At 71.0% G+C, this 25,008-nt stretch carries 24 protein-coding genes; 17 read left to right on the top strand and 7 right to left on the bottom strand.

Features of this window, described 5'->3' with window-relative positions:
• Window positions 1-17 precede the first annotated feature (17 nt).
• Complete coding sequence (locus ACRXBZ_RS10755) at window positions 18-1,652, top strand: sensor histidine kinase (protein ID WP_433878987.1); 1,635 nt, start codon at window positions 18-20, stop codon at window positions 1,650-1,652.
• Entirely contained in the window at window positions 1,649-2,329 is a 681-nt protein-coding gene (locus tag ACRXBZ_RS10750) for a response regulator (RefSeq protein WP_433878986.1), read from the top strand. The genes ACRXBZ_RS10755 and ACRXBZ_RS10750 overlap by 4 nt, the downstream gene beginning before the upstream one ends.
• Before the next feature lie 89 nt (window positions 2,330-2,418).
• Here ACRXBZ_RS10750 and soxR read toward each other — a convergent pair whose 3' ends face one another.
• Window positions 2,419-2,877 carry a redox-sensitive transcriptional activator SoxR gene (soxR, locus tag ACRXBZ_RS10745; protein WP_168584758.1) on the bottom strand — a complete coding sequence of 153 codons (459 nt, stop codon included), beginning with the start codon at window positions 2,875-2,877 and terminating at the stop codon, window positions 2,419-2,421.
• Window positions 2,878-2,972: 95 nt separating this feature from the next.
• Between soxR and ACRXBZ_RS10740 the strand changes: the two genes are divergently transcribed.
• From ACRXBZ_RS10740 to hisI, 7 genes are read left to right on the top strand one after another with little or no spacing between them, the layout of a single operon-like run.
• Window positions 2,973-3,410: a thiamine pyrophosphate-binding protein gene (locus ACRXBZ_RS10740; protein WP_433878985.1), complete on the top strand. Its 438-nt coding sequence runs from the start codon at window positions 2,973-2,975 to the stop codon at window positions 3,408-3,410.
• Window positions 3,407-4,339, top strand: a complete 933-nt coding sequence (locus ACRXBZ_RS10735; RefSeq protein ID WP_433878984.1) for a transketolase family protein — start codon at window positions 3,407-3,409, stop codon at window positions 4,337-4,339. Before ACRXBZ_RS10740 ends, ACRXBZ_RS10735 begins: the two co-directional genes overlap by 4 nt.
• 51 nt (window positions 4,340-4,390) lie before the next feature.
• Complete coding sequence (hisH, locus tag ACRXBZ_RS10730; protein WP_168589784.1) at window positions 4,391-5,020, top strand: imidazole glycerol phosphate synthase subunit HisH; 630 nt, start codon at window positions 4,391-4,393, stop codon at window positions 5,018-5,020.
• On the top strand, window positions 5,017-5,217 hold the full coding sequence (locus ACRXBZ_RS10725; protein WP_433878983.1) for a hypothetical protein: 201 nt from the start codon (window positions 5,017-5,019) through the stop codon (window positions 5,215-5,217). The genes hisH and ACRXBZ_RS10725 overlap by 4 nt, the downstream gene beginning before the upstream one ends.
• Window positions 5,218-5,249: 32 nt before the next feature.
• Window positions 5,250-5,981, top strand: coding sequence for a bifunctional 1-(5-phosphoribosyl)-5-((5-phosphoribosylamino)methylideneamino)imidazole-4-carboxamide isomerase/phosphoribosylanthranilate isomerase PriA (gene priA / locus ACRXBZ_RS10720; protein ID WP_168584757.1), 732 nt, complete (start codon window positions 5,250-5,252; stop codon window positions 5,979-5,981).
• A 46-nt stretch (window positions 5,982-6,027) separates the two neighbouring features.
• Window positions 6,028-6,801 carry an imidazole glycerol phosphate synthase subunit HisF gene (hisF, locus tag ACRXBZ_RS10715; RefSeq protein ID WP_168584756.1) on the top strand — a complete coding sequence of 258 codons (774 nt, stop codon included), beginning with the start codon at window positions 6,028-6,030 and terminating at the stop codon, window positions 6,799-6,801.
• The gene (gene hisI, locus ACRXBZ_RS10710; RefSeq protein ID WP_168584755.1) at window positions 6,798-7,148 is read left to right on the top strand and encodes a phosphoribosyl-AMP cyclohydrolase; all 351 of its coding nucleotides are present in this window, start codon (window positions 6,798-6,800) and stop codon (window positions 7,146-7,148) included. The genes hisF and hisI overlap by 4 nt, the downstream gene beginning before the upstream one ends.
• 3 nt (window positions 7,149-7,151) lie before the next feature.
• On the opposite strand, the gene ACRXBZ_RS10705 is transcribed toward hisI, so the two are convergent.
• Window positions 7,152-7,775: a TetR/AcrR family transcriptional regulator gene (locus tag ACRXBZ_RS10705; protein ID WP_433878982.1), complete on the bottom strand. Its 624-nt coding sequence runs from the start codon at window positions 7,773-7,775 to the stop codon at window positions 7,152-7,154.
• Between the two features lie 89 nt (window positions 7,776-7,864).
• Here ACRXBZ_RS10705 and ACRXBZ_RS10700 point away from each other — a divergent pair, with 89 nt between their 5' ends.
• The 6 genes from ACRXBZ_RS10700 (at window position 7,865) to lgt (ending at window position 14,442) form a co-directional block, all read left to right on the top strand.
• On the top strand, window positions 7,865-9,442 hold the full coding sequence (locus tag ACRXBZ_RS10700) for an anthranilate synthase component I (protein ID WP_433878981.1): 1,578 nt from the start codon (window positions 7,865-7,867) through the stop codon (window positions 9,440-9,442).
• A complete protein-coding gene (locus ACRXBZ_RS10695) occupies window positions 9,420-10,040 on the top strand; it encodes a Trp biosynthesis-associated membrane protein (protein ID WP_168584752.1) in 621 nt (206 codons plus the stop codon). Before ACRXBZ_RS10700 ends, ACRXBZ_RS10695 begins: the two co-directional genes overlap by 23 nt.
• 277 nt (window positions 10,041-10,317) lie before the next feature.
• Window positions 10,318-11,127 carry an indole-3-glycerol phosphate synthase TrpC gene (trpC, locus tag ACRXBZ_RS10690; protein ID WP_433878980.1) on the top strand — a complete coding sequence of 270 codons (810 nt, stop codon included), beginning with the start codon at window positions 10,318-10,320 and terminating at the stop codon, window positions 11,125-11,127.
• A gap of 51 nt (window positions 11,128-11,178) precedes the next feature.
• On the top strand, window positions 11,179-12,447 hold the full coding sequence (trpB, locus tag ACRXBZ_RS10685; protein WP_433878979.1) for a tryptophan synthase subunit beta: 1,269 nt from the start codon (window positions 11,179-11,181) through the stop codon (window positions 12,445-12,447).
• On the top strand, window positions 12,444-13,238 hold the full coding sequence (gene trpA / locus ACRXBZ_RS10680) for a tryptophan synthase subunit alpha (RefSeq protein WP_433878978.1): 795 nt from the start codon (window positions 12,444-12,446) through the stop codon (window positions 13,236-13,238). Before trpB ends, trpA begins: the two co-directional genes overlap by 4 nt.
• Window positions 13,239-13,320: 82 nt before the next feature.
• Window positions 13,321-14,442, top strand: a complete 1,122-nt coding sequence (gene lgt / locus ACRXBZ_RS10675) for a prolipoprotein diacylglyceryl transferase (RefSeq protein WP_433878977.1) — start codon at window positions 13,321-13,323, stop codon at window positions 14,440-14,442.
• 23 nt (window positions 14,443-14,465) lie between these two features.
• On the opposite strand, the gene ACRXBZ_RS10670 is transcribed toward lgt, so the two are convergent.
• From ACRXBZ_RS10670 to ACRXBZ_RS10650, 5 genes are all read right to left on the bottom strand, one after another.
• Window positions 14,466-14,810, bottom strand: coding sequence for a helix-turn-helix domain-containing protein (locus tag ACRXBZ_RS10670; protein ID WP_433878976.1), 345 nt, complete (start codon window positions 14,808-14,810; stop codon window positions 14,466-14,468).
• Between the two features lies 1 nt (window position 14,811).
• Window positions 14,812-15,114, bottom strand: a complete 303-nt coding sequence (locus tag ACRXBZ_RS10665; protein WP_433878975.1) for a type II toxin-antitoxin system RelE/ParE family toxin — start codon at window positions 15,112-15,114, stop codon at window positions 14,812-14,814.
• Between the two features lie 252 nt (window positions 15,115-15,366).
• Complete coding sequence (locus tag ACRXBZ_RS10660) at window positions 15,367-16,140, bottom strand: ABC transporter ATP-binding protein (protein ID WP_433878974.1); 774 nt, start codon at window positions 16,138-16,140, stop codon at window positions 15,367-15,369.
• A 136-nt stretch (window positions 16,141-16,276) separates the two neighbouring features.
• Window positions 16,277-17,308 carry a FecCD family ABC transporter permease gene (locus tag ACRXBZ_RS10655; protein WP_433878973.1) on the bottom strand — a complete coding sequence of 344 codons (1,032 nt, stop codon included), beginning with the start codon at window positions 17,306-17,308 and terminating at the stop codon, window positions 16,277-16,279.
• A complete protein-coding gene (locus ACRXBZ_RS10650) occupies window positions 17,305-18,330 on the bottom strand; it encodes an ABC transporter substrate-binding protein (RefSeq protein WP_433878972.1) in 1,026 nt (341 codons plus the stop codon). The genes ACRXBZ_RS10655 and ACRXBZ_RS10650 overlap by 4 nt, the downstream gene beginning before the upstream one ends.
• A 540-nt stretch (window positions 18,331-18,870) precedes the next feature.
• Here ACRXBZ_RS10650 and gltB point away from each other — a divergent pair.
• Together gltB and ACRXBZ_RS10640 are read left to right on the top strand one after the other, a co-directional pair.
• The gene (gene gltB, locus ACRXBZ_RS10645; RefSeq protein WP_433878971.1) at window positions 18,871-23,421 is read left to right on the top strand and encodes a glutamate synthase large subunit; all 4,551 of its coding nucleotides are present in this window, start codon (window positions 18,871-18,873) and stop codon (window positions 23,419-23,421) included.
• Entirely contained in the window at window positions 23,414-24,916 is a 1,503-nt protein-coding gene (locus ACRXBZ_RS10640; RefSeq protein WP_433878970.1) for a glutamate synthase subunit beta, read from the top strand. The genes gltB and ACRXBZ_RS10640 overlap by 8 nt, the downstream gene beginning before the upstream one ends.
• Window positions 24,917-25,008: the final 92 nt, after the last annotated feature.

Here is a 25,008-nt window from a genome sequence, read left to right as displayed (position 1 = left end):
TCCGACACGGATTTGTCATGCCTTCCGCCGATGACCGGAACTGGTTCGGCCGCGTCCGGCCACGCTGGAGCCTGGCCCGCCAGCTGTTCGTGCTCCAGGTGGTCGTCGTGGCCGTCGTGGTGCTCACCGGAGCCCTGCTGGCCTGGTACGACGCGGGGCAGCGCAACGAGGAGAAGGCCACGGACAAGGTCGTCACGGTGGCCCGCGTCTTGGCCGCGCAGCCCGCGGTGCGCGACGGGCTGACCGCGCCGGACCCGACGGCCACGCTGCAGCCGCTGGCCGAACGCGTCCGGGCCGAGACAGGCGTCGATTTCATCACGATCATGTCCCCGGCCGGCATCCGCTACACGCACCCGGACCCGACGCGCATCGGGCAGCCGTTCATCGGGCACATCGAGCAGGCCGTGGCCGGACAGGTGTTCACCGAGACCTACACCGGCACGCTCGGCCCGTCGGTGCGCGCGGTGGTGCCGGTCTACGACGACGCGCACCGGCTGGTGGGACTGGTGTCGGACGGCATCACGGTGCAGATGCTCAGCGCCGAGCTGCGCGAGCAGGTGACCGTGCTGGTCGTGGTCGCGGTGGGGGCGCTGCTGGTCGGCGGGCTGCTGACGTACCTGGTCAGCGCCCGGATCCGGCGCCACACCCACGGGCTGCGGCCCGCCGAGCTCAGCCGCATGTACGAGTACCACGACGCGATCCTGCACGCGGTGCGCGAGGGATTGCTGCTGGTGGCGCCGTCCGGGCAGATCACCTTGTGCAACGATGGTGCCGCTGTGTTGCTCTCGCTGGATCCCGTCGAAACCGAAGGCAAGCACGTGTCCGAGCTCGGCCTCCCGCAGTCCCTTGTGGAGACTCTCGCGACGGGGCGGGCGGTGCGCGACGAGGTCCACCTGACCGACGACCGCGTGCTGCTGGTCAACGTCTCGCAGATCCGCAGCGGCGAGCGCGACCTGGGCACCGTGGTCACGCTGCGCGACCACACCGAACTGCAGGCGTTGAGCGGCGAGCTGGACTCGATGCGCGGGTTCGCCGAGTCGCTGCGCTCCCAGGCCCACGAGTCGGCGAACCGGCTGCACACCGTGGTGTCGCTGATCGAGCTGGGCCGCGCCGAGGAAGCCGTCGCGTTCGCCACCGCCGAGCTGCGGCTCGCCCAGCAGCTGACCGATCGGGTGGTCGGGGCGGTCGGCGAGTCGGTGCTCGCCGCGGTGCTGCTGGGCAAGAGCGCCGAGGCAGGGGAGCGCGGCGTGGAGGTCGTGCTGAGCGCCGACACCGAGATCGACGACGTCGACGTGGGGCACATCGACTCCCGGGACCTGGTGACCATCCTCGGGAACCTGATCGACAACGCCGTCGAGGCGACGATGGAAAGCGCGCGCCCGCGAGTGGAGGTGACCCTCCGGTCCACTGAGGACGGTGTGCTGATCCAGGTCGCCGACAACGGGCCGGGGGTCGATCCGGGGAGCGCGCAGCGGGTCTTCCAGCGCGGTTGGTCGACGAAGGATGACGGCCGCGGGCTCGGGCTCGCGCTGGTCGGGCAGAGCGTGCGCCGCCACCGCGGCAGCATCGACGTGCACAACGAGGGCGGCGCGGTGTTCACCGTGCTGTTGCCCGGCCGTTCGGGGTGCCGGGGATCGGACGTGGCTCGGTGATCTCGGTCCTCGTCGTCGAAGACGACCCGCTGGTGGGTGAGGCGCACGAGACCTATGTCAACCGGGTTGCCGGCTTCGCGGTGGCCGGCCGGGTCCGCACCGGCCAGGAAGCCCTGCGGTTCGTCGAACGCACCTCGGTCGACCTGGTGCTGCTCGACCTGCGGCTGCCCGACATGGACGGGCTGCAGGTCGCGCGGGCGCTGCGCACCGCGGGCAGCAACGCCGACGTGATCGCGGTGACCTCGGCCCGCGACCTCAAGGTGGTCCGGGCCGCGGTCTCCAGCGGCGTGGTGCAGTACCTCCTCAAGCCGTTCACGTTCGCGGCGATGCGGGAGAAGCTGGAGCACTACGCGCGTTTCCGGGCCAGCCTGGGCCACGATCGGGAGGTCAGCAGCCAGGCCGAGATCGACCGGGCGTTCTCTGCGCTGCGCGGCGTCGACCGAGCGGCGTTGCCGAAGGGCATGGGCGAGGAGACGCTCGCGGCGGTCGTCTCGGCGCTGCGCGCAAACCCCGAGGGAGCTCCGGCGGGGGCGGTCGGCGAAGCCATCGGGGTGTCGCGGGTGACGGCCCGCCGGTACCTGGAATACCTGATCAACAAGGGCATGGCCGAGCGCCGCCCGCTCTACGGCGCGGTCGGCCGCCCCGAGATGGCCTACCGCTGGATCGGCGAAGCCTGACCGGAAGCCCTTTCCCGATACCGCAATTTCAATGGAAATTGGACCTTCGATTTCCATTGAAATTGCGGGAACCCGTGGCGCGCGGACGGTCAGCGGCGGTCGGCTGTGGGGCGGAGGAGGGGTGCTCCAGGGCCGAATTCCGCCAGCTTGTCGTCGGCATTGTGCAGGGCGCAGGTGCGCAGCGAGAGGCAGCCGCAGCCGATGCAGCCGGTCAGGCGGTCGCGAAGCCGTTGCAGGCCGTCGATCCGGGCGTCCAGCTCGTCCCGCCAGCGGCGGGACAGCCGCGCCCAGTCCGCCTTGGTCGGAGCGTGGTCCTCGGGCAGCGTCGCGAGCGCCTCGGAAATCTGCTCAAGGCTCAGGCCGACCCGTTGCGCGGAGCGGATGAACGCCAGCCGGCGCAGCACCGAGCGGTCGTAACGGCGCTGGTTCCCGGAGGTCCGGGTGGTGGCGATCAGGCCGCGCTGCTCGTAGAAGCGCAGCGCGGTCTGGGCGATCCCGCTGCGGTGTGCGACCTCTCCGATGGTCAGCAGTTTCGGTAGCTTGGACACGTCCGCCAGGTTAGCCGAAACTTAGAGCATGGTGCAGATATTTTCCCTTCTGCGGCCTTGACTTTCAGCGCGCTCGAAGTTCCATGCTGGTCGGCATGACGATCACCGCACCGCCGGCCGGGTTCGGCTACCCCGATCTCCGGCCCCTGATGAGCGAAATGACGGGCGACGAGAAGCACTCCTTCGCCGCCACTTCCACGCTCGACGTGCTGTGGGTGCTCTACGACCAGGTCCTGTCGGTCGACCCGCGGCGCCTCGACGATCCCGACCGCGATCGCTTCCTGCTCTCCAAGGGCCACGGCCCGATGGCGTTCTACTCCGTGCTGGCCGCCAAGGGCTTCCTGGACCCGGCGGAACTGTCCCACTTCGGCGAGTTCGACTCCCGCCTCGCCGACCGGTTCGCCCGCGAGGGCTGGGCCGCGCACACCGTCGACGGACGTGACCACGCGGCATTGCACCAGGCACTGACCGACACCCACCCGGACCGCCCGCTCGCGGTGGTCGCCGAGGTCGAGACCGAGGAGCTGTCATGACCGCACTGGCCGCGGGAACGACCAGGTCGACGATGCGGGAAACCTTCGTCGACACCGTCACCGAAGCGCTCGACACCGATCCCCGGGTGGCCCTCGTGCTCGCCGAGATCTCCGCCGACCGGTTCGTCGACGCCGCCGCCCGCCATCCCGGGCGGGTGCTCAACGTCGGCATCCGGGAACAGGCGCTGGTGAGCGTGGCCGGCGGGCTGGCGCTGACCGGGCTGCGGCCGGTGGTGCACACGATCACCCCGTTCCTCGTCGAGCGGCCCTTCGAGCAGCTCAAACTGGACCTCAACCACCAGGGCGTCGGCGCGCTCGTGGTCAGCACCGGAGCCTCCTACGACTACCCGTCCTCGGGGCGCACCCACCTGGCGCCGGGCGACGTCGCGCTGATCGACACGCTGCCCGGCTGGACCGTGCACATTCCCGGCCACCCGGCCGAGGCCGAAGCGCTGCTGCGGTCCGCGCTGCCCGGGGACGATCTCGTCTACCTGCGGCTTTCCGAGCGGGTCAACGCCGAGCCGCTGGTGACCGGGCCGGGCTGGCGCACTATCCGGCGCGGCAACCGGGGCGTGGTGCTCGCCGTCGGCCCGATGCTCGACCCGGTCCTGGCCGCGACCGCGACGCTCGACATGACCGTGCTCTACACCGCCACCATCCGGCCGTTCGACGCCGCCGGGCTACGCGAAGCGGTGCAGTCGGCGACCGCCGACGTGGTGCTGGTGGAGCCCTACCTGCGTGGCACGTCGACGCACGCGGTCAACGACGCGCTCACCGACACGCCGCACCGGGTGCTGGCGCTGGGCGTCCGCCGCGAGGTGGAACTGCGGGCCTACGGCACCCCCGACGAGCACGAAGCCGCGCACGGCCTGGGCCCGACCGGCATCGGCGCGGCGGTGCGGGACTTCCTGGACGCTGCGGCGAGGTGACCTGCGCCGCCCGAGACGTGGCCTGATGCGCCATCCCGGTAGCCTGGGGCCGTGGCACGAGTCGTCATCTTGGACTACGGATCAGGCAACCTCCGCTCCGCCGAACGCGCCCTCCAGCGCGTCGGGGCCGACGTCGAGGTGACCGCCGACCATCGTGCCGCGATGGAGGCCGACGGGCTGGTCGTTCCCGGTGTCGGGGCGTTCGCCGCGTGCATGGAGGGCCTGCTCCACGTCGGCGGCGACAAGATCATCGACCACCGGCTGGCCGGCGACCGCCCCGTCCTGGGGATCTGCGTCGGCATGCAGGTGCTCTTCGACGAGGGCGTCGAGCACGGCATGCAGGCCAACGGCTGCGGCCAGTGGCCGGGCACCGTCGAGCGGCTGCAGGCCGACATCCTGCCGCACATGGGCTGGAACGAGGTGCAAGCGCCGGCGGGCAGCACCCTGTTCGCCGGGATCGAGCCGGGCACCCGGTTCTACTTCGTGCACTCCTTCGGCGTCCGCGAGTGGCAGCTGCCGCCGTCGGACGCGATCGCGCCGCCGCTGGTGACCTGGGCCGAGCACGGCGAACCGTTCGTCGCCGCAGTGGAGAACGGGCCGCTGGCGGCGACCCAGTTCCACCCGGAGAAGTCCGGGGAGGCGGGCGCGCGGCTGCTGCGGAACTGGCTGGACAGCCTGTGACGCGGCGGCACGGCCTACTGGGGCCGCGGGCGGTCCGGCTTATCGCCCTGGTCCTGGCGTTGGGTATGACCGCGGGGCTCGGCGCGCCCTACCTGCTGCAGGCCGGGGTGCCGCTGTGGGCGGTGCTGCTGCTGGTGCTGATCGTGCTTGCGGTGCCCGTCGTCGCCGTGGCCCGAGGCGACCGCACCCGCCGCTGAGCAGGGCAGGTGCGGCGTCGTAGGGTTGGGGCGTGACTTTCACGCTACTTCCCGCTGTTGACGTCGCCGACGGTCAGGCAGTGCGCCTCGTGCAGGGTGCCGCCGGTACCGAGACCTCCTACGGAGACCCGCTGGAGGCCGCGCTGGCCTGGCAGCGCGCGGGGGCGGAGTGGATCCATCTGGTCGACCTGGACGCCGCGTTCGGCCGGGGCTCGAACCGGGCGCTGCTGGCCGAGGTGACCGGCAAGCTCGACGTGCAGGTGGAGCTCTCCGGTGGCATCCGCAACGACGCCTCGCTGGAGGCCGCGCTGGCCACCGGCTGCGCGCGGGTCAACCTCGGCACCGCCGCGCTGGAGAACCCACAGTGGGCGGACCGGGTGGTCGCCGAGTACGGCGAGCGGGTCGCGGTCGGGCTGGACGTGCGGATCACCGAGCAGGGCCACCGGCTGGCCGCGCGCGGCTGGACCAAGGACGGCGGCGACCTGTGGGAGGTGCTGGCCCGGCTGGACGCCGCCGGCTGCCGCCGCTACGTGGTCACCGACGTCAGCAAGGACGGCACGCTGCAGGGTCCGAACATCGCGCTGTTGCGCGAGGTCTGCGCCCGCACCGAAGCTCCGGTGATCGCCTCCGGCGGTGTGTCCAGTGTGGACGACCTGGTGGAGCTGTCGAAGCTCGCGCCGGTCGGCCTGGAGGGCTCGATCGTCGGAAAGGCGCTCTACGCCCGGAACTTCACGCTCGAAGAGGCCCTCGCCGCCGTGCGCTGAGCGCCCCGTCCACCGCACCGCACGGCCGAGTCTCTACCCTGGAGACATGGCCGTTGCGGTGCGTGTGATCCCCTGCCTGGACGTCGATCAGGGGCGGGTCGTCAAAGGCGTCAACTTCACCAACCTCAGGGACGCCGGCGACCCGGTGGAGCTCGCCCGCGCCTACGACGCGGAGGGCGCCGACGAGCTCACCTTCCTCGACGTCACGGCGTCCTCGGCGGACCGGGAGACCACCTTCGACGTGGTCCGCCGCACCGCCGAGCAGGTGTTCATCCCGCTGACCGTCGGCGGCGGCGTGCGCAGCACCGACGACATCGACCGGCTGCTGCGCGCCGGGGCGGACAAGGTCAGCCTGAACACGGCGGCGATCGCCCGGCCCGAGCTGCTCAGCGAGGCCTCGCAGCGCTACGGCGCCCAGTGCATCGTGCTGTCCGTCGACGCGCGGCGCGTGCCCGAAGGCGGCCAGCCGACGCCGTCCGGCTACGAGGTCACCACGCACGGCGGTCGGCGCGGCACCGGGATCTGCGCCGTGGAGTGGGCCGCGAAGGGCCAGCGGCTCGGCGTCGGCGAGATCCTGCTGAACTCGATGGACGCCGACGGCACCAAGGCCGGTTTCGACCTGGAGATGATCCGCGCGGTGCGCGCGGTCGTCGACGTGCCACTGATCGCCAGCGGCGGGGCCGGCGCCGTCGAGCACTTCGCCCCCGCGGTGCGCGCCGGGGCCGACGCGGTGCTGGCCGCCAGCGTGTTCCACTTCGGACAGCTGCGGATCGGCGAGGTCAAGGACGCCATGCGGGCGGAAGGGATCACGGTTCGATGAGCGGTCTGGACCCGGCGATCGCGGCCCGGCTCAAGCGCAACCCGGACGGGCTCGTCGCGGCGGTCGCGCAGCAGCGCGGCACCGGCGAGGTGCTGATGATGGCGTGGATGGACGACGAGGCGCTGCACCGCACCCTCGCCACCCGCCGCGGCACCTACTACTCCCGCAGCCGCCGGCAGTACTGGATCAAGGGCGAGACGTCCGGCCACACCCAGTACGTGCACGAGGTCCGCCTGGACTGCGACGGCGACACGATCCTGCTGGTCGTCGACCAGGAAGGCGCGGCCTGCCACACCGGCGACCACACCTGCTTCGACGCGGACGTGCTGCTCGAAGCGGAAGGCTGATGGTCACCGGCCGGAGATGTCGCCGGTGAGGTAGCGCTGAAGGTTGGGGCCGATCGCTGACACGACGGTGTCGTGGTCGGCCGAGGCCAGCGGCTCCAGGTGGACGACGTAGCGGGCCATTCCCAGCCCGACGATCTGCGACCCGCACAGCGCCGTGCGCAGCTCCGGCTGGTCCACGCCCAGCACCTTGATCAGCCGGTTGAACATCACGTTCTGGATGAACTCCCGGAGCATCGCCACCGCGTTCTCGTTGGCCGCGATGCTGCGGATTAGGGCCGCGAACTGGCCGCCCTCCGCGTTGTCCCACACGGTCAGGAACCGCCGCAGCAACCGCTCGGCCAGCTGCTCCCGATCGCCCGCCAGCAACTCCGGCACCACCTCGGCCGGGTTGACCGGGATCTGCACCGCCGCGGTGAACAGCCCCTCCTTGCCGCCGAACCAGTGGTTGACCATCGCCGGATCGACCCCGGCCCGGCCCGCGATGGCGCGCACCGTCGCCGAGTCGTAGCCCTGCTCGGTGAACACCTCGCGCGCCGCCGCGAGCAGCGCAGCCCTGGTGTCGGTTCCGCTGCGCCGCCGCCCGCGGCGCTTCGGCTCGGTTCCGCTCTGGTCGATTCCACTGCTCACCCGCCCATCCTGGCCGCCGCCGCGGCCCGGGGGCAAAGCGGTGTGGAGGTCCCGCGCGGACCGGAACGGGTGGGCGGCACAATGACGACATGGTCGGCGACGGTGAAATCGGCACTATCAGCCCTGGACGCGAGGAGTTCCGCGCCCTGGCGGCGGGCCGCCGGGTGATCCCGGTGGTGCGGCGGTTGCTCGCGGACGACGAGACCCCGCTCGGGGTGTACCGCAAGCTCGCCGGGGACCGCCCCGGAACGTTCCTCTTCGAGTCCGCCGAGAACGGTCGCTCCTGGTCGCGATGGTCCTTCGTGGGTGCGCACTGCGCGGCCGCGCTGACCGTCCGCGACGGCCAAGCACACTGGACGGGCAAGCCGCCGGTGGGGCTGCCAGACAGCGGCGACCCGCTGCAGGCGCTGCGCGAGACGGTCCGGCTGCTGCACACCGATCCGCTGCCCGGGCTGCCGCCGCTGACCGGCGGCATGGTCGGCTATCTCGGCTACGACGCGGTCCGCCGGCTGGAGCGGCTGCCGAACCTGACCGAGGACGACCTGCAGATCCCCGAGATGGTGATGCTGCTGGCCACCGACCTCGCCGCGCTGGACCACCACGAGGGCAGCATCACGCTCATCGCCAACGCGGTGAACTGGGACGACAGCCCGGAGCGGGTGGACGCGGCCTACGACGACGCGGTGCGCCGGCTGGACGAGATGACCGAGCGCCTGTGCACGTCGGCCGCGCCCACGATCGCCTCGTTCTCCCGGCCGAGCCCGCAGTTCGTCCGGCGGCGCCAGCCCGACGAGCACTACGCGGCGGTGGAGAAGGCCAAGGAGGCGATCCGGGACGGCGAGGCGTTCCAGGTCGTGGTCTCGCAGCGGTTCGAGATGACGACCAGCGCGGACGCCCTCGACATCTACCGGGTCCTGCGCACGACGAACCCCAGCCCGTACATGTACCTGCTGCGGCTGGAGGCACCGGACGGCGGCACGCCGTTCGACATCGTCGGCTCCAGCCCCGAATCGCTGGTCACGGTGCGCGACGGGCAGGCGACCACGCACCCGATCGCCGGGACCCGCTGGCGGGGCGCCGACGAGGACGAGGACGCGGCGCTGGAGAAGGAGCTCCTCAACGACGACAAGGAGCGCGCCGAGCACCTGATGCTCGTCGACCTCGGCCGCAACGACCTGGGCCGGGTCTGCAAGCCGGGTTCGGTGCACGTCGTCGACTTCTTCCGCATCGAGCGCTATAGCCACGTCATGCACATCGTGTCCACCGTGACCGGGCAGCTCGCCGAAGGGCAGACGGCGTTCGACGCGATCGCCGCGTGCTTCCCGGCGGGCACGCTCTCCGGCGCGCCGAAGCCGCGCGCGATGGAGCTGATCGAGGAGCTGGAGCCGACCCGGCGCGCCCAGTACGGCGGCGTCGTGGGCTACCTGGACTTCGCCGGCGACGCCGACACCGCGATCGCGATCCGCACCGCGCTGGTGCGCGACGGCACCGCGTACGTGCAGGCCGGCGGCGGCATCGTGGCCGACTCCGACCCGGTGGCCGAGGACCAGGAGTGCCTGAACAAGGCGCGCGCGGTGCTCAACGCGGTGGCGACGGCGGAGACGCTGTCGCGGCCGGCCGGCGATCAGGCGACGGGGGAGCGGGTTGACCACAGAGCCGGGATCTGAGACGACTGCGCGGCCCGCGCGGTCGAAGGGCCTGCTGTGGTCGGTGGTGCTGCTGGCGCTGGTCGCAGCCGGCTTGCTGTGGGGCGCCAGCGCGCTCACCTGGGCCGGTCAGCGCTACCGCACGCCGTTCGGTACCGAGGTCACGGGCGGGTTCACCGGCGAGGACCTGCGCCCGGAGCTGGTGCCGATGGCGCTCGCGGCACTCGCCGCCGTCGCGGCGGTGCTGGCGACCGGCGGGTTGTTCCGGCGCGTGGTGGGTGTCCTCATCGCGGTCGCGGGCGGCCTGCTGGCCTGGCGGGCGGTCCAGCTCTACACCTCCGGCTGGTTTGCGACCGGGAAGCCCGCTGACGTGCCGCCGGGCAGCACGCCGATCGGTGAGCTGCCCAGCCAGCCGTACGGGCCGCTGCTGATGGCCGCGGGCGCGCTGCTGCTGTTCGTCGCCGGGCTGCTGGTGGCGTTCCGCGCGGGCAGAATGCCTGCGATGGGTGCGAAGTATTCGGCCCCGGGTGCCGCGAAGCAAAGATCCCACGATCCGGAGCGCCAGATGTGGAACGACTTGGACGCCGGGCGCGATCCAACTGATGAACAGGATCGTTGAAAGTATTTCAAATTAACCGAAGGGTGGAAAAGCCAGTTCGGGACGGTTCCGAACGGGTGCCCGACAACGCCGCCAGGGCCGAAGGTCCTTGTTGTGCAGGGACGTTGGGCCACCCCCTTGGTGGGACCCGTGGCCGGTGAGGTTTAGCATCGGCCATGCGACGGCACGGCGGGAAGGGGAGTGTCGTGATCGAGCGCAATGAGTTCATCTGCGCATCCAGTTGCTTGCGGACCGACGTGAAGGCGAGTGTGCGGGGCACGGCCGGCGAGGTGTTCGCGTGACCGTTCTGGAATCCATCATCGAAGGTGTTCGCGAAGATCTTGCAGTTCGCGAATCCGCGATCTCCTTCGACGAGATCAAGCAGTTGTCAGCTGCCGCGGCGCCGCCGCACGACGTGCTCGCCGCGCTGCGGGCGCCGGGCGTGGGCGTCATCGCGGAGGTGAAGCGGCGCAGCCCGTCCAAGGGCGAGCTGGCCGAGATCGGCGAGCCGGCCGAACTTGCCGCCGACTACGCCGCCGCCGGTGCGCGCGTGATCAGCGTGCTCACCGAGCGGCGCCGCTTCGGCGGCTCGCTGGCCGACTTCGACGCGGTCCGCGCCAGGGTCAACACGCCCCTGCTGCGCAAGGACTTCATCGTCAGCCCGTACCAGGTGCACGAGGCCCGGGCGCACGGCGCGGACATGGTGCTGCTCATCGTGGCGGCCCTGGAGCAGAACGCGCTCGAAGCGCTGCTGGACCGGGTCGAGTCCCTGGGCATGACCGCGCTCGTCGAGGTGCACACCGCCGAGGAAGCCGACCGCGCGCTGGTGGCCGGCGCGAAAGTAATTGGCATCAACGCGCGCAATCTGCATACGCTCGAAGTCGACCGCGACGTGTTCGGCCGGATCGCTCCGGGACTGCCGCAGGAGATCCTCAAGATCGCCGAATCGGGGGTCCGCGGGCCGAGCGACCTGATGGCCTACGCAGGGTCCGGTGCGGACGCGGTGCTGGTCGGTGAGGGCCTGGTGACCAGCGACAATCCCAAGACGGCAGTCACCCAGCTGGTGACCGCCGGGTCGCACCCCGCGTGCCCGCGGCCGAGCCGGTAGTCGGACCGGTTCCACGGGTTCAGGGGTCGGCGAGGCACAGGAGGTAAGGCAATGACCGTAGGCGCAGAGACCGCGCGCGCACACCGCCCGGGCAAGCCCGTGCCGGAGGGGCACGACCCGGACGAGCGCGGGCACTTCGGTGTCTACGGCGGCCGGTTCATGCCCGAGGCGCTGATCGCCGCCCAGGACGAGCTCGCCGCCGAGTACGCCAAGGCGCAGGGCGACCCGCAGTACCTCGCCGAACTCGACGACCTGCTGCGCAACTACGCCGGGCGGCCGTCGCTGCTGACCGAGGCGAAGCGCTTCGCCCAGCACGCCGGCGGCGCGCGCATCCTGCTCAAGCGCGAGGACCTCAACCACACCGGCTCGCACAAGATCAACAACGTGCTGGGGCAGGCGCTGCTGGTCAAGCGGATGGGCAAGCGCCGGGTCATCGCCGAGACCGGCGCCGGGCAGCACGGCGTCGCCACCGCGACGGCCTGCGCGCTGCTCGACCTCGAATGCGTCATCTACATGGGCAAGGTGGATACCGAGCGGCAGGCCCTCAACGTCGCCCGGATGCGGCTGCTGGGCGCCGAGGTCATCCCGGTCAACAGCGGCTCGGCGACCCTCAAGGACGCCATCAACGAGGCGCTGCGCGACTGGGTCACCAACGTCGGCCACACCCACTACCTGCTGGGCACCGCCGCCGGTTCGCACCCGTTCCCGATGATGGTGCGCAACTTCCACAAGGTCATCGGCGACGAGGCCCGCCGGCAGGTGCTCGAACTGACCGGTCGGCTGCCCGACGTGGTCGCGGCCTGCGTCGGCGGCGGCTCCAACGCCATCGGCATCTTCCACGGATTCATCGACGACCCGGGCGTGCGGCTGGTCGGCTTCGAACCCGGCGGGCACGGCATCTCCTCCGGGGAGCACGGCGCCACCCTCTGCGAGGGCACCCCCGGCACGCTGCACGGGGCCCGCTCGTACCTGCTGCAGGACGACGACGGCCAGGTCATCGAGGCCTACTCGATCTCCGCCGGACTGGACTACCCGGGCGTGGGGCCCGAGCACTCCTACCTGAAGGACATCGGGCGCGCCGAGTACCGCTCGATCACCGACGACGAGGCCATGCAGGCGTTCCGGCTGCTGTCGCGCACCGAGGGCATCATCCCGGCCATCGAGTCGGCGCACGCGCTGGCCGGCGCGATCAAGCTCGGCCAGGAGCTCGGCCCGGACGCGATCATTCTGGTCAACCTCTCCGGTCGAGGCGACAAGGACATGGACACCGCGGCGAAGTACTTCGGGCTCGTCGACGAGAGCAAGGAGGAGTCGCGGTGAACCTGCGCGAGGTTTTCCAGGCCTGCCGGGAAGAGCAGCGGGCGGCCCTCATCGGCTACCTGCCGGCCGGGTTCCCGACCGTCGAGGAGTCCAAGGAACTGTTCTCGGCGATGCTGACCGGCACCGACGGCTCGACCGGTTGCGACATCGTCGAGGTCGGCATCCCGTTCTCCGACCCGGTGATGGACGGACCCACCATCCAGGCCGCCAGCGACAAGGCGCTGCGCGCCGGCTTCCGGCTGCGGGACGTCTTCGACGTGGTGTCCTCGATCGCCGACGCCGGTGGCCACGCCGTGGTGATGACCTACTGGAACCCGGTGCACCACTACGGCCCGGACGCGTTCGCCCGCGACCTCAAGGCGGCCGGCGGGCTCGGCGTGATCACGCCGGACCTGATCCCGGACGAGGGCGAGGACTGGATCGCCGCGACCGACGCGCACGGCCTGGACCGGATCTTCCTGGTCGCCCCGTCGTCGACGGAGGAGCGGCTGGCGCTGACCGCCAAGGCCACCAGCGGCTTCGTCTACGCCACGTCCGTCATGGGCGTGACGGGCGCGCGCGAGAGCGTCGGCGCGGCCGCGGCCGGACTGGTGCAGCGCACCCGCGCGCACACCGACCTGCCGATCGGCGTCGGGCTCGGGGTGCGCTCCGGCGAGCAGGCGGCCGAGGTGGCGGGCTTCGCCGACGGCGTCATCGTCGGCTCCGCCTTCGTCACCCGCGCCGAGCAGGACGGCCCGGCGGGCGTCCGCGAGCTCGCGGCGGAGCTCGCCCGCGGCGTCCGGTCGCGCTGACTTCCTGAAGCGAACGGCCTGTTCACCTCGTCGAGACCGGGTGGTGCTCAACTTTCGTCGAGCGACCGATACGGTTAGCGGCGTGAGTGCCCCGGTTGCAGCCTTGGCGAGTCCGTTCCTGGCCAACATCCCCAGCCCGCCGCAGGGGGTTTGGTTCATCGGCCCGATCCCGCTGCGCGCCTACGCGCTGTGCATCATCGCTGGCATCATCGCGGCTGTATGGATCGGCAGCCGCCGCTGGGTGGCGCGCGGCGGACGCGAGGGCACGGTCATCGACATCGCGGTGTTCGCGGTGCCGTTCGGGCTGGTCGGCGGTCGGCTCTACCACGTCGCGACCGACTGGTACAAGTACTTCGGGCCGGACCGCAACCCGCTGGACGCCCTCAAGGTGTGGGAAGGCGGCCTGGGCATCTGGGGCGCGGTGGCGCTCGGCGCGGTCGGCGCCTGGATCGGCTGCCGCCGCCGGGGCGTGCCGCTGTCCGCGTTCGCCGACGCCGTCGCGCCCGGCATCATCCTGGCGCAGGCGATCGGCCGCCTCGGCAACTGGTTCAACCAGGAGCTCTACGGCGCGCCGACGGACCTGCCCTGGGGCCTGGAGATCTACCGGCGCATCGACCCGGCGACCGGGCTCGCGGACCCCATCACAGGTGTGGCGATTGACAGCACGCCGATTACGGTCGTGCACCCGACGTTCCTGTACGAGCTGCTGTGGAATCTCGGTGTCTTCCTCCTGGTCATCTGGGCGGACCGCAAGTTCCGGATGGGTCACGGCCGGGTGTTCGCGCTCTACGTCGCGGGCTACACGGCGGGCAGGCTGTGGATCGAGATGATGCGCACCGACGACGCCACGCACATCCTCGGCATCCGAATCAACGTCTTCACCTCCCTAATCGTCTTCGTCCTCGCGGTCCTGTACCTGGTGCTGGTGCGGGGCAAGCGCGAGGACCCCGAGCTGTTGCGCGGCAAGCCGATGCCCGGCGACGACGACACCGCCGCGCCGCCGGAGCAGGCGGACGCCGAGGAGCCGAAGGCGACGACCGACGCCGGCGAGGACGACAGCCCGACGGGCAAGGACGACAGCCCGACGGGCAAGGACGACGGCCCGGTCGGCAAGGACGACGGCCCGGCTGGCAAGGACGACGGCCCGGCGGGCGAGCGCGCGGAGGCGCAAAGCGCCGACGGCGCCAAGGACGCGAAGGACTGACCTTTGGCGCGCCCGGCACGCGCCTACCGGGCGCCGAAGGCGACCGCGCCGCTCAGCGAATCCTTGGAACCGGTGGGGTCGTGCTGCGATGCCACCAGTTCCAGCCGGACACCGACGGCCTGCCCGAGTCGGTCGAGCAGGTCGATGGTCGGCAGGCTGCCGCCGCTCTCCCAGCGCGCGACCGAGGACTGCGTGGTGCCCATCCGGTTCGCGAGCTCGGTCTGAGTCAGCCCCGCGTTCGTGCGCAGCCCGTACACCAGCCGCGCAAGCTCGAATGCCAGCGAGGCTTCCGCGTACGACTCGTCGTACTCCTGCTGGTCGGTAACCGGATTCTCTCGGCGAATCTGATCGAGCTTCTTCCAGGTCATCTTATGGCCTCCGCTTGTGCCTCATAGCTACTCGAGCGCGAGCGACCTCGCGTCGTTCGTTCGATCGCTGCTTCCGGAACGTCGTCAAGACGATTGCGAGATGGTCGGGGTCGACGAAGTAGGTCACCCGGCGGTCGACTCCTTGGCAATGGAACCTCAGTTCGCGCAATCCGCCACCGAGATGCCTGCTGTGCGGCATGCCCAGCAGAGGGCCGAACTCCGCGAGCAGGTTGAACATTCGGTCTGCCACGGCACGCTCTCGGTTCTTCAAGCTGCAGTACCAGCGTTCGACTTCTGGCGACACCACGATGATCCATTGTCCACCTCCGATTTCCTGGGGCACGGCTCGAATATAGCGAGCGCGAGATATCGTGTCGATGCTATTATCCGGGCGTGATCACATCGGGTTACGGAAGTGGCACAGATTCCGATCTGGGAGATCTGGGAGATCTGGGAGCCGGGGCTGTCGGATCGAAGGAGGAGGCCGACGCCGCATTGGATATCTTGAGCTACTTTCCGCTGCTCGATCGGGAGGCCGCGTGGCGACGGGAGTCCGTCACGCGCGGATCGGGGCGATGACCGGGGAACCGTCGGGGGTGTGCAGGACCGCGACCCGGGCCGTGTAGCGCTCCGCCAGGGCCGTCGGGGTCAGGACCTCCGCCGGGGTCCCCTCGGCCACCACGCGGCCCTCGTCGAGGAGGAGCAGGCGCTCGGCGTACTGGGCCGCGAGGGTCAGGTCGTGCAGCGTCATGACCACCGTCGTGCCCAGCTCCCGGCGCAGTTCGTCGACCAGGTCGAGCAGGGCTTGGGCGTGTCCGACGTCCAGGCCCGTGGTCGGCTCGTCGAGCAGCAGGACGCCGGCCCGTTGGGCGAGGGCTCGGGCCAGCACGGCCCGTTGGCGTTCGCCGCCGGACAGCGTCGACAGGGCTCGGTCCGCGAGTCGCGTCAGGTCCAGCCGCTCCAGCAGGGAACCGGCCACGTCCAGGTCCGCGGGCCCTTCCCGCCCCAGCACGCCCAGGTGCGGGGTGCGGCCGAGCAGGACGTAGTCGGTGACCGTCAGGCCGATCGGCAGCTGGGGGATCTGCGGCGCGTAGCCGACCGACTGGGCGCGTTCGCGGCGGCGCAGCGAGGCCAGCGGGCGGCCGTCGACCAGCACCCGGCCGTGGTGCCGCACCAGTCCCGCGACGGCCTTCAGCAGCGTCGACTTGCCCGACCCGTTGGGCCCGATGATGCCCAGCCAGCCGCCATTGTCCACAGTGGTCGAAACGTCGGAAAGCACCGTGCTGCGGCGGTATCCGGCCGACAGCTCGTGCACCTCCAGGGTGCTCATGCCAGTTCCGCCTCTCCGCGTTTCACAGTTGTGGTTACGTCCGGCTCAATCTCGCGTTTCGCGGTTTCTTGTGGCTGGTTTGCGTCACGTTCCCCTGAGGTGCGGTTGAGAAGGACTCGGGTTGACACAGGGCTACTCATGCGCGCCTACGGTGCAGCAGGACCGCGAAGAACGGTGCGCCGGTGAACGCCGTGATCACGCCGATCGGGATCTCGGCCGGGGCCAGCACGGTCCGGGCGAGCATGTCCGCGACGACCAGGAACGCCCCGCCGAACAGCAGCGACAGCGGCACGATGATCCGGAAGCTGCCGCCGACCGCCAGCCGCACCAGGTGCGGCACCACGAGGCCGACGAACCCGATCAGCCCGGCCACCGACACCGCCGCGGCGGTGGCCAGCGACGCGGCCGTGAGCACCAGCAGCCGCACCCGGCCCGGGCGCACGCCCAGCGCGGCCGCCTCCTCGTCGCCGGTGCCCAGCAGGTCCAGCAGCCGCGCGCAGGTGCAGAGCACGACCGCCGAGATCGCCAGGTAGGGCAGCACGACCAGCACTTCCCGCCAGCCGGTGGTGGTCAGCCGCCCAAGGATCCACATGTAGACCTGCTCCAGCGTCTCCACGCGCAGCTGCTGGACGAACGTCTGCCCGGCGGTGAGGAACGCCCCGACCGCGACCCCGGCCAGCACCAGCGTCGCGGTGTCCCGGCCGGCGGAGCGGCCGACCAGCCAGGTCAGGCCAACGCCGCCGAGCGCGCCGGCGAACGCCGCGAGCTGCACCGGGACGGACGGCGCGGTGGTGATCACCAGGGTGGCGCCCAACCCGGCCCCGGACGCGGCGCCCAGCAGGTACGGGTCGGCCAGCGGGTTGCGGAACACGCCCTGGAAGGCCGACCCGGACACCGCCAGCGCGGCCCCGACCAGCACGCCGAGCACCACCCGGGGCACCCGCAGCTGCCAGAGGATCGCCGCCTCCCGCTCGGACAGCGGCGACATGCCGCCGGTCAGCTGCGCGACGATCTCCCCGAGCACCCGCTGCCAGCCGAGTTCGGCGGCGCCGAGCAGCACCGACAGCAGGATGCTCGCCAGCAGCACCACCAACGCGACCAGCAGGTGGCGCGGGCGCAGCTTGGTCTGCCGCAGGGGCGCGCGGGCCGGGCTGAGCGCTTCGGTCACCCGTGCTGCGCCTTGGCGACGCCGCCGCCGATCGCGCGTACCAGGTCGACCACCCGCGGGCCCCAGCGGCCGGCGATGTCGTCATCGAGTCCGATGATGCGGCCGTGCTGCACCGCGTCCAGGGTGTTCCAGCCCGGCCGGGCCGCCACCGCCGCCGCGTTGACCTGGCAGCACTTGGTGTCCGCGACGAAGATCAGGTTCGGGTTGGCCTGCATTATGTGCTCCTCGGACAGCTGCGGGAACTTGCCGCCGGCCGGGTCGGCGATGTTGTGCAGCCCGAAAAGGCCGTAGACGCTGCCGACGAAGCTCTGCGAGGTCGCGGTGTAGTAGTCCGGGCTGACCTCGTGGAAGTAGCTCAGCGGCTGCGGCGGGCGCGGAGTGTTGCGGACGATCTCGTCGATCTGCGAGCGCATCCGGTCGACCAGCTGCGCGGCCTGCTTGGTGTGCCCGGTGGCCTGCCCGAGGACCTCGATCTGCTGGTAGGCGTCCTCCAGCGTCGCCGCCGACGGGGTGAGCAGCGTCGGCACGTTGACCACCTTCAGCCCCTCCGCCAGCTTCGCGGCGTTGTCCGGGGCGATGACCAGGTCGGGGGTGTGCGCGCCGACGGCGGCCGCGTCCGCGGTGAAGCCGGAGAGGTCGGTGCGCGGCGCCTGCGCCGGGAAGTTCGAGTACTGGTCCACCGCGATGACCTGGTCGCCGGCGCCGATCGCGTACAGCGTCTCGGTGGCGGTCGGGGACAGCGAGATGATCCGCTTCGGCTGCTGCGGGAGCGTCACCGGCGGCGCGCCGGGCAGCTCGACCTTAACCGGGAAAGCAGCGGCCGGGTCGTCGGCCGGGGCGGGGGCATCGGAGCGGGGGCGGGTGGCGCACGCGGTGACCCCGGCGAGCAGGGCGAGCATCGCGAGCAGCAGGGTGGCGAGTCGGCGGAACCCGGTCATGTCTTCCCTACGTTCGGCCGGTGCGGTTGGGCAGGCGTGGCCGGGCAGCCGACGCCGCACCCCTGCACCGGGGGTGGCGGACATCGACGCCACGCGCAAGGCGACCTGGCTCGTGCCCGCCCGGGGGCGGGCCATCGCAGTTGCGGCACAGCACCGGGTTCACACCGGTTTCGCTTGGCGCTGGCGTCCCGCGAGCACCCGCAGCGCGGGCGCTCTGAGCTGGAAAGATATCAGGAGAAGATCGGCCGTCCGCGCCGCGCGGGAGTGTCCTACCGCACGGGGGGTACCCCAGGTGCGACCCAGCGGTTAAATTTGACGGCGGACTGTGTTCGGCGGCGCGCGTCCGCAGGCGTGGGTAACCCAACCCGGTGCGTTACTACAAGATGGTCAGCATCACGTCCAGAGTGCTGCTTCCAAGTATCGCGGCTGTTAAAGTTCTCTAAACGCTCCGGTCACGAGCGGGCTTTAGAAAGCCCGAAAACTCCTGTCATGCCACCGGTAGCCAATCTGCGGGCCAGCGTCGTCCCGTGCTCAGAAGTCATGAAGTCAGGTCAGCGATTGACCGTCAGGTCAACGTTTGACCGTGGGCTTCCAGCACGAGAAATGACGAGGGAGGTCTGTGCAGTGGTCTTCTCCGCCGTCCCAGCAGCCCAGGGGTTGTACGACCCAACAGCGGAACAGGATTCCTGCGGTGTCGCCATGGTCGCCGACATCCGCGGCCGCCGTTCCCACGGCATCGTCGCCGACGCGCTGACCGCGCTCGCGAACCTGGAGCACCGGGGTGCTGCCGGTGCCGAACCGACCAGCGGCGATGGCGCCGGCATCCTGCTGCAGCTGCCGGACGAGCTGCTGCGCGCCGAGTCTGGTGTCGAGCTGCCGGAGCCCGACGAGGCCGGCCAGAACCGCTACGCGGCCGGTATGGCTTTCCTGCCCACGGACGCCGAGCAGCGGCGTCAGACCGAGGAGCTGGTGGCGCGGGTCGCCGCCGAGGAGAACCTGCGGGTGCTGGGCTGGCGCGACGTGCCGGTTACCCCGGAGCGGGCCGGCGTCGGAGCCACCGCCGTGAAGTGCATGCCGCACTTCGCGATCCTGCTGGTCGCCGGGCACCACAACGAGGCCGGCGTCGAGCTTGATCGGCTGGCGTTCTGCCTGCGCAAGCGTGCCGAGCGGGAGGCCGCTCGGGAAGGGCTGGAGCTCTACTTCCCGTCGCTGTCCAGCCGCACCCTGGTCTACAAGGGCATGCTGACCACCGAGCAGGTGCCCGCCTTCTTCCCGGACCTCACCGACGAGCGGCTGGTCAGCGCGATCGCGCTGGTGCACAGCCGGTTCTCCACGAATACCTTCCCGTCGTGGCCGCTCGCGCACCCGTTCCGCTACGTCGCGCACAACGGCGAGATCAACACGATTCGCGGCAACCGCAACCGGATGCGGGCCCGCGAGGCGCTGCTTGCCTCCGACGTGATTGCTGGCGACCTCTCCCGGCTGTACCCGATCTGCACCGGCGACGGCTCGGACTCCGCCTCCTTCGACGAGGTGCTGGAGTTGCTGCACCTGGGCGGCCGCAGCCTGCCGCACGCGGTGCTGATGATGGTGCCGGAGGCGTGGGAGAACCACGCCGAGATGGACCCCAAGCGCAAGGCCTTCTACCAGTTCCACGCCAGCCTGATGGAGCCGTGGGACGGCCCGGCGTGCGTCACTTTCACCGACGGCACGCTGGTCGGCGCGGTGCTGGACCGCAACGGGCTGCGCCCGGCCCGCTGGTGGCGGACCGCCGACGACAGGGTGGTGCTGGCCAGCGAGACCGGCGTGCTCAGCCTCAAGCCCGAAGAGGTGGTGGCCAAGGGCCGCCTGCAGCCGGGCCGGATGTTCCTGATCGACACCGCGCAGGGCCGCATCGTCGACGACGAGGAGGTCAAGGCCGGTCTCGCCGGGGAGCACGCCTACGACGAGTGGCTGCACTCCGGGCTGCTCAACCTCGACGAGCTGCCGGACCGCGAGCACGTGGTGCACACCCACGAGTCGGTGGTGCGCCGCCAGCTGTCCTTCGGCTACACCGAGGAAGAGCTCAGCCTGCTGCTGGCGCCGATGGCCACCGGCGGCGGCGAGCCGCTGGGCTCGATGGGTTCGGACACGCCGACGGCGCCGATGTCGCAGCGCTCGCGGATGCTCTACGACTACTTCGTGCAGCAGTTCGCGCAGGTCACGAACCCGCCGCTGGACGCGATCCGGGAGGAGATCGTCACCTCGGTGGCCCGCGTGATGGGCCCGGAGCAGAACCTGCTGGCCCCGTCGGCCGCGTCCTGCCGGCACATCGTGCTGCCCAACCCGGTGATCGACAACGACGAGCTGGCCAAGCTCATCCACGTCAACGACGACGGCGACCTGCCCGGTTTCGCCTCCGCCGTGCTGTCCGGCCTCTACGAGGTGGAGGGTGGCGGCGAGGCGCTGGCCGAGGCCATCGAGCGGGTGCGCCAGGATGCGTCCGAGGCGATCGCCGCCGGGGCGCGCGTGCTCGTGCTCTCCGACCGCGACTCCGACCACAAGATGGCGCCAATCCCGTCGCTGCTGCTGGTCTCGGCGGTCCACCAGCACCTGGTGCGCACCAAGGAGCGGCTGCAGGTCGCGCTGGTGGTGGAGAGCGGTGACGCCCGCGAGGTGCACCACATCGCCACGCTGCTCGGCTACGGCGCCGCGGCGGTCAACCCGTACCTGGCGTTCGAGACCATCGAGGACATGATCGCCACCGGCCAGATCACCGGTACGCGGGCGAAGGTCGCGATCCGCAACTATGTGCAGGCACTGGTCAAGGGCGTGCTGAAGGTGATGTCCAAGATGGGCATCTCCACGGTCGGCGCCTACACCGCCGCCCAGGTCTTCGAGGCCGTCGGCCTGTCCGGCGAGATCGTCGACGAGTACTTCGAGGGCACCACCTCGAAGCTCGGCGGCGTCGGACTGGACGTGCTGGCCGAGGAGGTCGCGCAGCGGCACCGCCGGGCCCACCCGGACAACCCGACCGAGCGGGTGCACCGCAAGCTGGAGATCGGTGGCGACTACGCCTACCGGCGTGAGGGCGAGCTGCACCTGTTCACCCCGGAGACGGTGTTCCTGCTGCAGCACTCCACCAAGACCGGCAAGTACGACGTGTTCCGCAAGTACACGGCGGAGTGCGACCGGCTGGCGGCCGAGGGCGGCACGCTGCGCGGGCTGTTCAAGCTGGACAGCGGCCGGGCACCGATCGACATCGACGAGGTCGAGCCGGTCTCGGATATCATGAAGCGGTTCTCCACCGGCGCCATGAGCTACGGCGCGATCTCCGCGGAGGCGCACGAGACGCTGGCCGTCGCGATGAACCGGATCGGCGGCAAGTCCAACTCCGGTGAGGGCGGCGAGGACGTCGACCGGCTCTACGACCCGCAGCGGCGTTCGGCGGTTAAGCAGGTCGCCAGCGGCCGGTTCGGCGTGACCAGCGAATACCTGGTCAACGCCACCGACATCCAGATCAAGATGGCGCAGGGTGCCAAGCCCGGCGAGGGCGGGCAGCTGCCCGCGCACAAGGTGTACCCGTGGATCGCGAAGACCCGGCACTCCACGCCGGGTGTGGGGCTGATCTCCCCGCCGCCGCACCACGACATCTACTCGATCGAGGACCTGGCTCAGCTCATCCACGATCTGAAGAACGCCAACGAGCACGCCCGGGTCCACGTCAAGCTGGTCTCCGAGATCGGCGTCGGCACCGTCGCCGCGGGGGTCTCCAAAGCGCACGCCGACGTGGTGCTGATCTCCGGCCACGACGGCGGCACCGGTGCGGCGCCGCTGACGTCGCTGAAGCACGCCGGCACACCATGGGAGGTCGGCCTGGCCGAGACGCAGCAGACGCTGCTGCTCAACGGCCTGCGCGACCGGATCACGGTGCAGGTCGACGGCGGCTTCAAGACCGGCCGCGACGTGGTCGTCGCCGCGCTGCTGGGCGCCGAGGAGTACGGCTTCGCCACCGCGCCGCTGGTGGTCGAGGGCTGCGTGATGATGCGCGTGTGTCACCTCGACACCTGCCCGGTCGGGGTCGCCACCCAGAACCCGGAGCTGCGCAAGCGCTACACCGGCCAGGTCGACCACGTGGTGAATTTCTTCGAGTTCATCGCCCAGGAGGTCCGCGAGTACCTGGCGGAGCTCGGGTTCCGCACCCTGGACGAGGCCATCGGCCAGGTCTCGGCGCTGGGCAGGGACGAGGCGATGGCGCACTGGAAGGCGCGCGGCCTCGACCTGACCCCGGTGTTCACCGAGCCGCAGACCCCGTACTCGCCGGTGCGGCGCCGGGTCCGCGAGCAGGACCACGGCCTGGACCACGCGCTGGACCGCACGCTCATCCAGCTCGCCGAGGCGGCGCTGGAAGACGCCCGCCCGGTGCGGCTGGAGCTGCCGGTGCGCAACGTCAACCGCACCGTCGGCACGCTGCTGGGCGCCGAGGTCAGCCGCCGCTACGGCGGCGAGGGCCTGCCGGCGGACACCATTCACGTGCAACTGGAGGGTTCGGCAGGGCAGTCGCTGGGCGCGTTCCTACCGCCGGGCATCACGCTGGACATGGTCGGCGACGCCAACGACTACGTCGGCAAGGGCCTCTCCGGCGGGCGGATCGTCGTGCGCCCGCACCCGGATTCGGCGTTCGCCGCCGAGGACCAGGTGATCGCGGGCAACGTGATCGGCTACGGCGCGACCCGCGGCGAGATCTTCTTGCGCGGCAAGGTCGGCGAGCGGTTCTGCGTGCGCAACTCCGGTGCGCTCGCGGTCGCCGAGGGCGCCGGTGACCACGCCTTCGAGTACATGACCGGTGGTCGCGCGGTGGTGCTCGGCGGCACCGGCCGCAACGTCGGCGCCGGGATGTCCGGCGGCATCGCCTACGTGCTCGACCTGGACCCGGTGCGGGTGAACACCGCGATGGTGGACCTGCAGCGGCCCAGCGCCAAGGAACTGAAGTGGCTGCACGAGGTCGTGCAGCAGCACCGCGACCTGACGGGTTCGGCGGTGGCGGCCTCGCTGCTCGGCGACTGGCCGCGGCGCTCTGCGGCGTTCACCAAGGTGATGCCGCGCGACTACCAGCGAGTCCTGGATGCCATGCGAATGGCCAAGATCGAAGGCCGGGACGTGGACGAGGCGATCATGGAGGCTTCCCGTGGCTGACCCGAGGGGATTTCTGAAGCACGCGCGGGCCGACGCCCCCAAGCGTCCCGTCGACGAGCGGCTGGGCGACTGGCACGAGGTCTATGCCGCGCTGTCCGCCGAGGGCCGCAAGGCGGAGACCGCCACTCAGGCCGCGCGGTGCATGGACTGCGGCATCCCGTTCTGCCATTCCGGTTCGGCCGGGTGCCCGCTGGGCAATCTGATCCCGGAGTGGAACAACATGGTCCGCCGCGGCCAGTGGCAGGACGCCAGCGAGCGGCTGCACGCCACCAACAACTTCCCGGAGTTCACCGGCAAGTTGTGCCCCGCCCCGTGCGAGGCCGGCTGCGTGCTGGCGATCTCGCCGGAGGCCGGCGGCGCGGTGGCCATCAAGCGGGTCGAGGAGACCATCGCCGAGGTCAGCTGGAAGAACGAGTACGTCACCGCGCAGGTGACGGAGGCGCACACCGGGAAGCGGGTGGCCGTGGTCGGCTCCGGGCCGGGCGGGCTCGCCGCGGCTCAGCAGCTGACCCGCGCCGGGCACGAGGTGACCGTGTACGAGCGCGACGACCGCATCGGCGGGCTGCTGCGCTACGGCATCCCCGAGTTCAAGATGGAGAAGTCCGTCCTGGACCGGCGGTTGGCGCAGATGCGCGCCGAGGGCACCAGGTTCATCACCGGCTGCGAGGTCGGCGTTGACCTGACCGTCGAGGAACTGCGCGCCGGTTACGACGCCGTGGTGCTGGCGGTGGGCGCGCTGCGTAGCCGCGACGACACCACGATCCCGGGGCGGGACCTCAAGGGCGTGCATCTGGCCATGGAGCACCTGGTGCCGGCGAACAAGGAGTGCGAGGGCGACGGTCCGACGCCGATCTCGGCGCAGGGCAAGCACGTCATCATCCTCGGCGGCGGCGACACCGGCGCGGACTGCTACGGCACCGCGACCCGGCAGGGCGCGCTTTCGGTGACGCAGCTGGACAACTACCCGCAGCCGCCGACGTCCCGCGACGACGACCGGTCGCCGTGGCCGACCTGGCCGTACATCCTGCGCACCTACCCGGCGCACGAGGAGGCTGGGGAGCGGAGGTTCGCGGTGGCGATCGAATCGTTCGTCGGCGACGACGAAGGCAACGTGCGCGCTGTGCGGCTGCGCGAGGTGAAGGTGCAGCGCGACGCGGAGGGCCGCCGGCAGGTCGTGCCGATGTCCGACGAGGTCCAGGAGCTGCCCTGCGATCTGGCGCTGCTGGCCATCGGTTTCGACGGCGTCGAGCACATGCGGCTGCTGGACGGCCTGGGCATCGAGCTGACCAAGCGCGGCACCATCGGCTGCGGCTCGAACTGGGAGACCACGGCCCCGGGCGTGTTCGTCTGCGGCGACGCGCACCGCGGCGCGTCCCTGGTGGTGTGGGCGATCGCGGAGGGCCGCTCGGTGGCCAACGCAGTCGACGCCCACCTCACCGGCGACTCCCGCCTCCCGTCCCCGGTCCACCCCACTGCGCTTCCCCTGGCGGTGTGATTTTTCCGAGGCGAGGGGCACCCGCCGTGAGTGATTTTGGGTGCCATAGCACCGAAAAACGCTCACGGGCGTTTGATCGCGCTCGGGGGCGA

The sequence above is a fragment of the Saccharopolyspora hattusasensis genome (genome assembly GCF_050972075.1).
Classification (GTDB): domain Bacteria; phylum Actinomycetota; class Actinomycetes; order Mycobacteriales; family Pseudonocardiaceae; genus Saccharopolyspora; species Saccharopolyspora hattusasensis.
Note: the sequence above shows the minus strand (reverse complement) of the source record. Positions and strands in the feature narration are given on the sequence as shown.

Bases quoted from the DNA above. Each gene is read 5' to 3' on its own strand.
- trpB (WP_433878979.1), top strand. From the start codon at position 11,179: ATGACCGTAGGCGCAGAGACCGCGCGCGCACACCGCCCGGGCAAGCCC.
- ACRXBZ_RS10755 (WP_433878987.1), top strand. From the start codon at position 18: ATGCCTTCCGCCGATGACCGGAACTGGTTCGGCCGCGTCCGGCCACGC.
- ACRXBZ_RS10700 (WP_433878981.1), top strand. From the start codon at position 7,865: ATGGTCGGCGACGGTGAAATCGGCACTATCAGCCCTGGACGCGAGGAG.
- hisI (WP_168584755.1), top strand. From the start codon at position 6,798: ATGAGCGGTCTGGACCCGGCGATCGCGGCCCGGCTCAAGCGCAACCCG.
- hisF (WP_168584756.1), top strand. From the start codon at position 6,028: ATGGCCGTTGCGGTGCGTGTGATCCCCTGCCTGGACGTCGATCAGGGG.
- ACRXBZ_RS10660 (WP_433878974.1), bottom strand. From the start codon at position 16,140: ATGAGCACCCTGGAGGTGCACGAGCTGTCGGCCGGATACCGCCGCAGC.
- ACRXBZ_RS10735 (WP_433878984.1), top strand. From the start codon at position 3,407: ATGACCGCACTGGCCGCGGGAACGACCAGGTCGACGATGCGGGAAACC.
- ACRXBZ_RS10670 (WP_433878976.1), bottom strand. From the start codon at position 14,810: ATGACCTGGAAGAAGCTCGATCAGATTCGCCGAGAGAATCCGGTTACC.
- ACRXBZ_RS10650 (WP_433878972.1), bottom strand. From the start codon at position 18,330: ATGTCCGCCACCCCCGGTGCAGGGGTGCGGCGTCGGCTGCCCGGCCAC.
- ACRXBZ_RS10740 (WP_433878985.1), top strand. From the start codon at position 2,973: ATGACGATCACCGCACCGCCGGCCGGGTTCGGCTACCCCGATCTCCGG.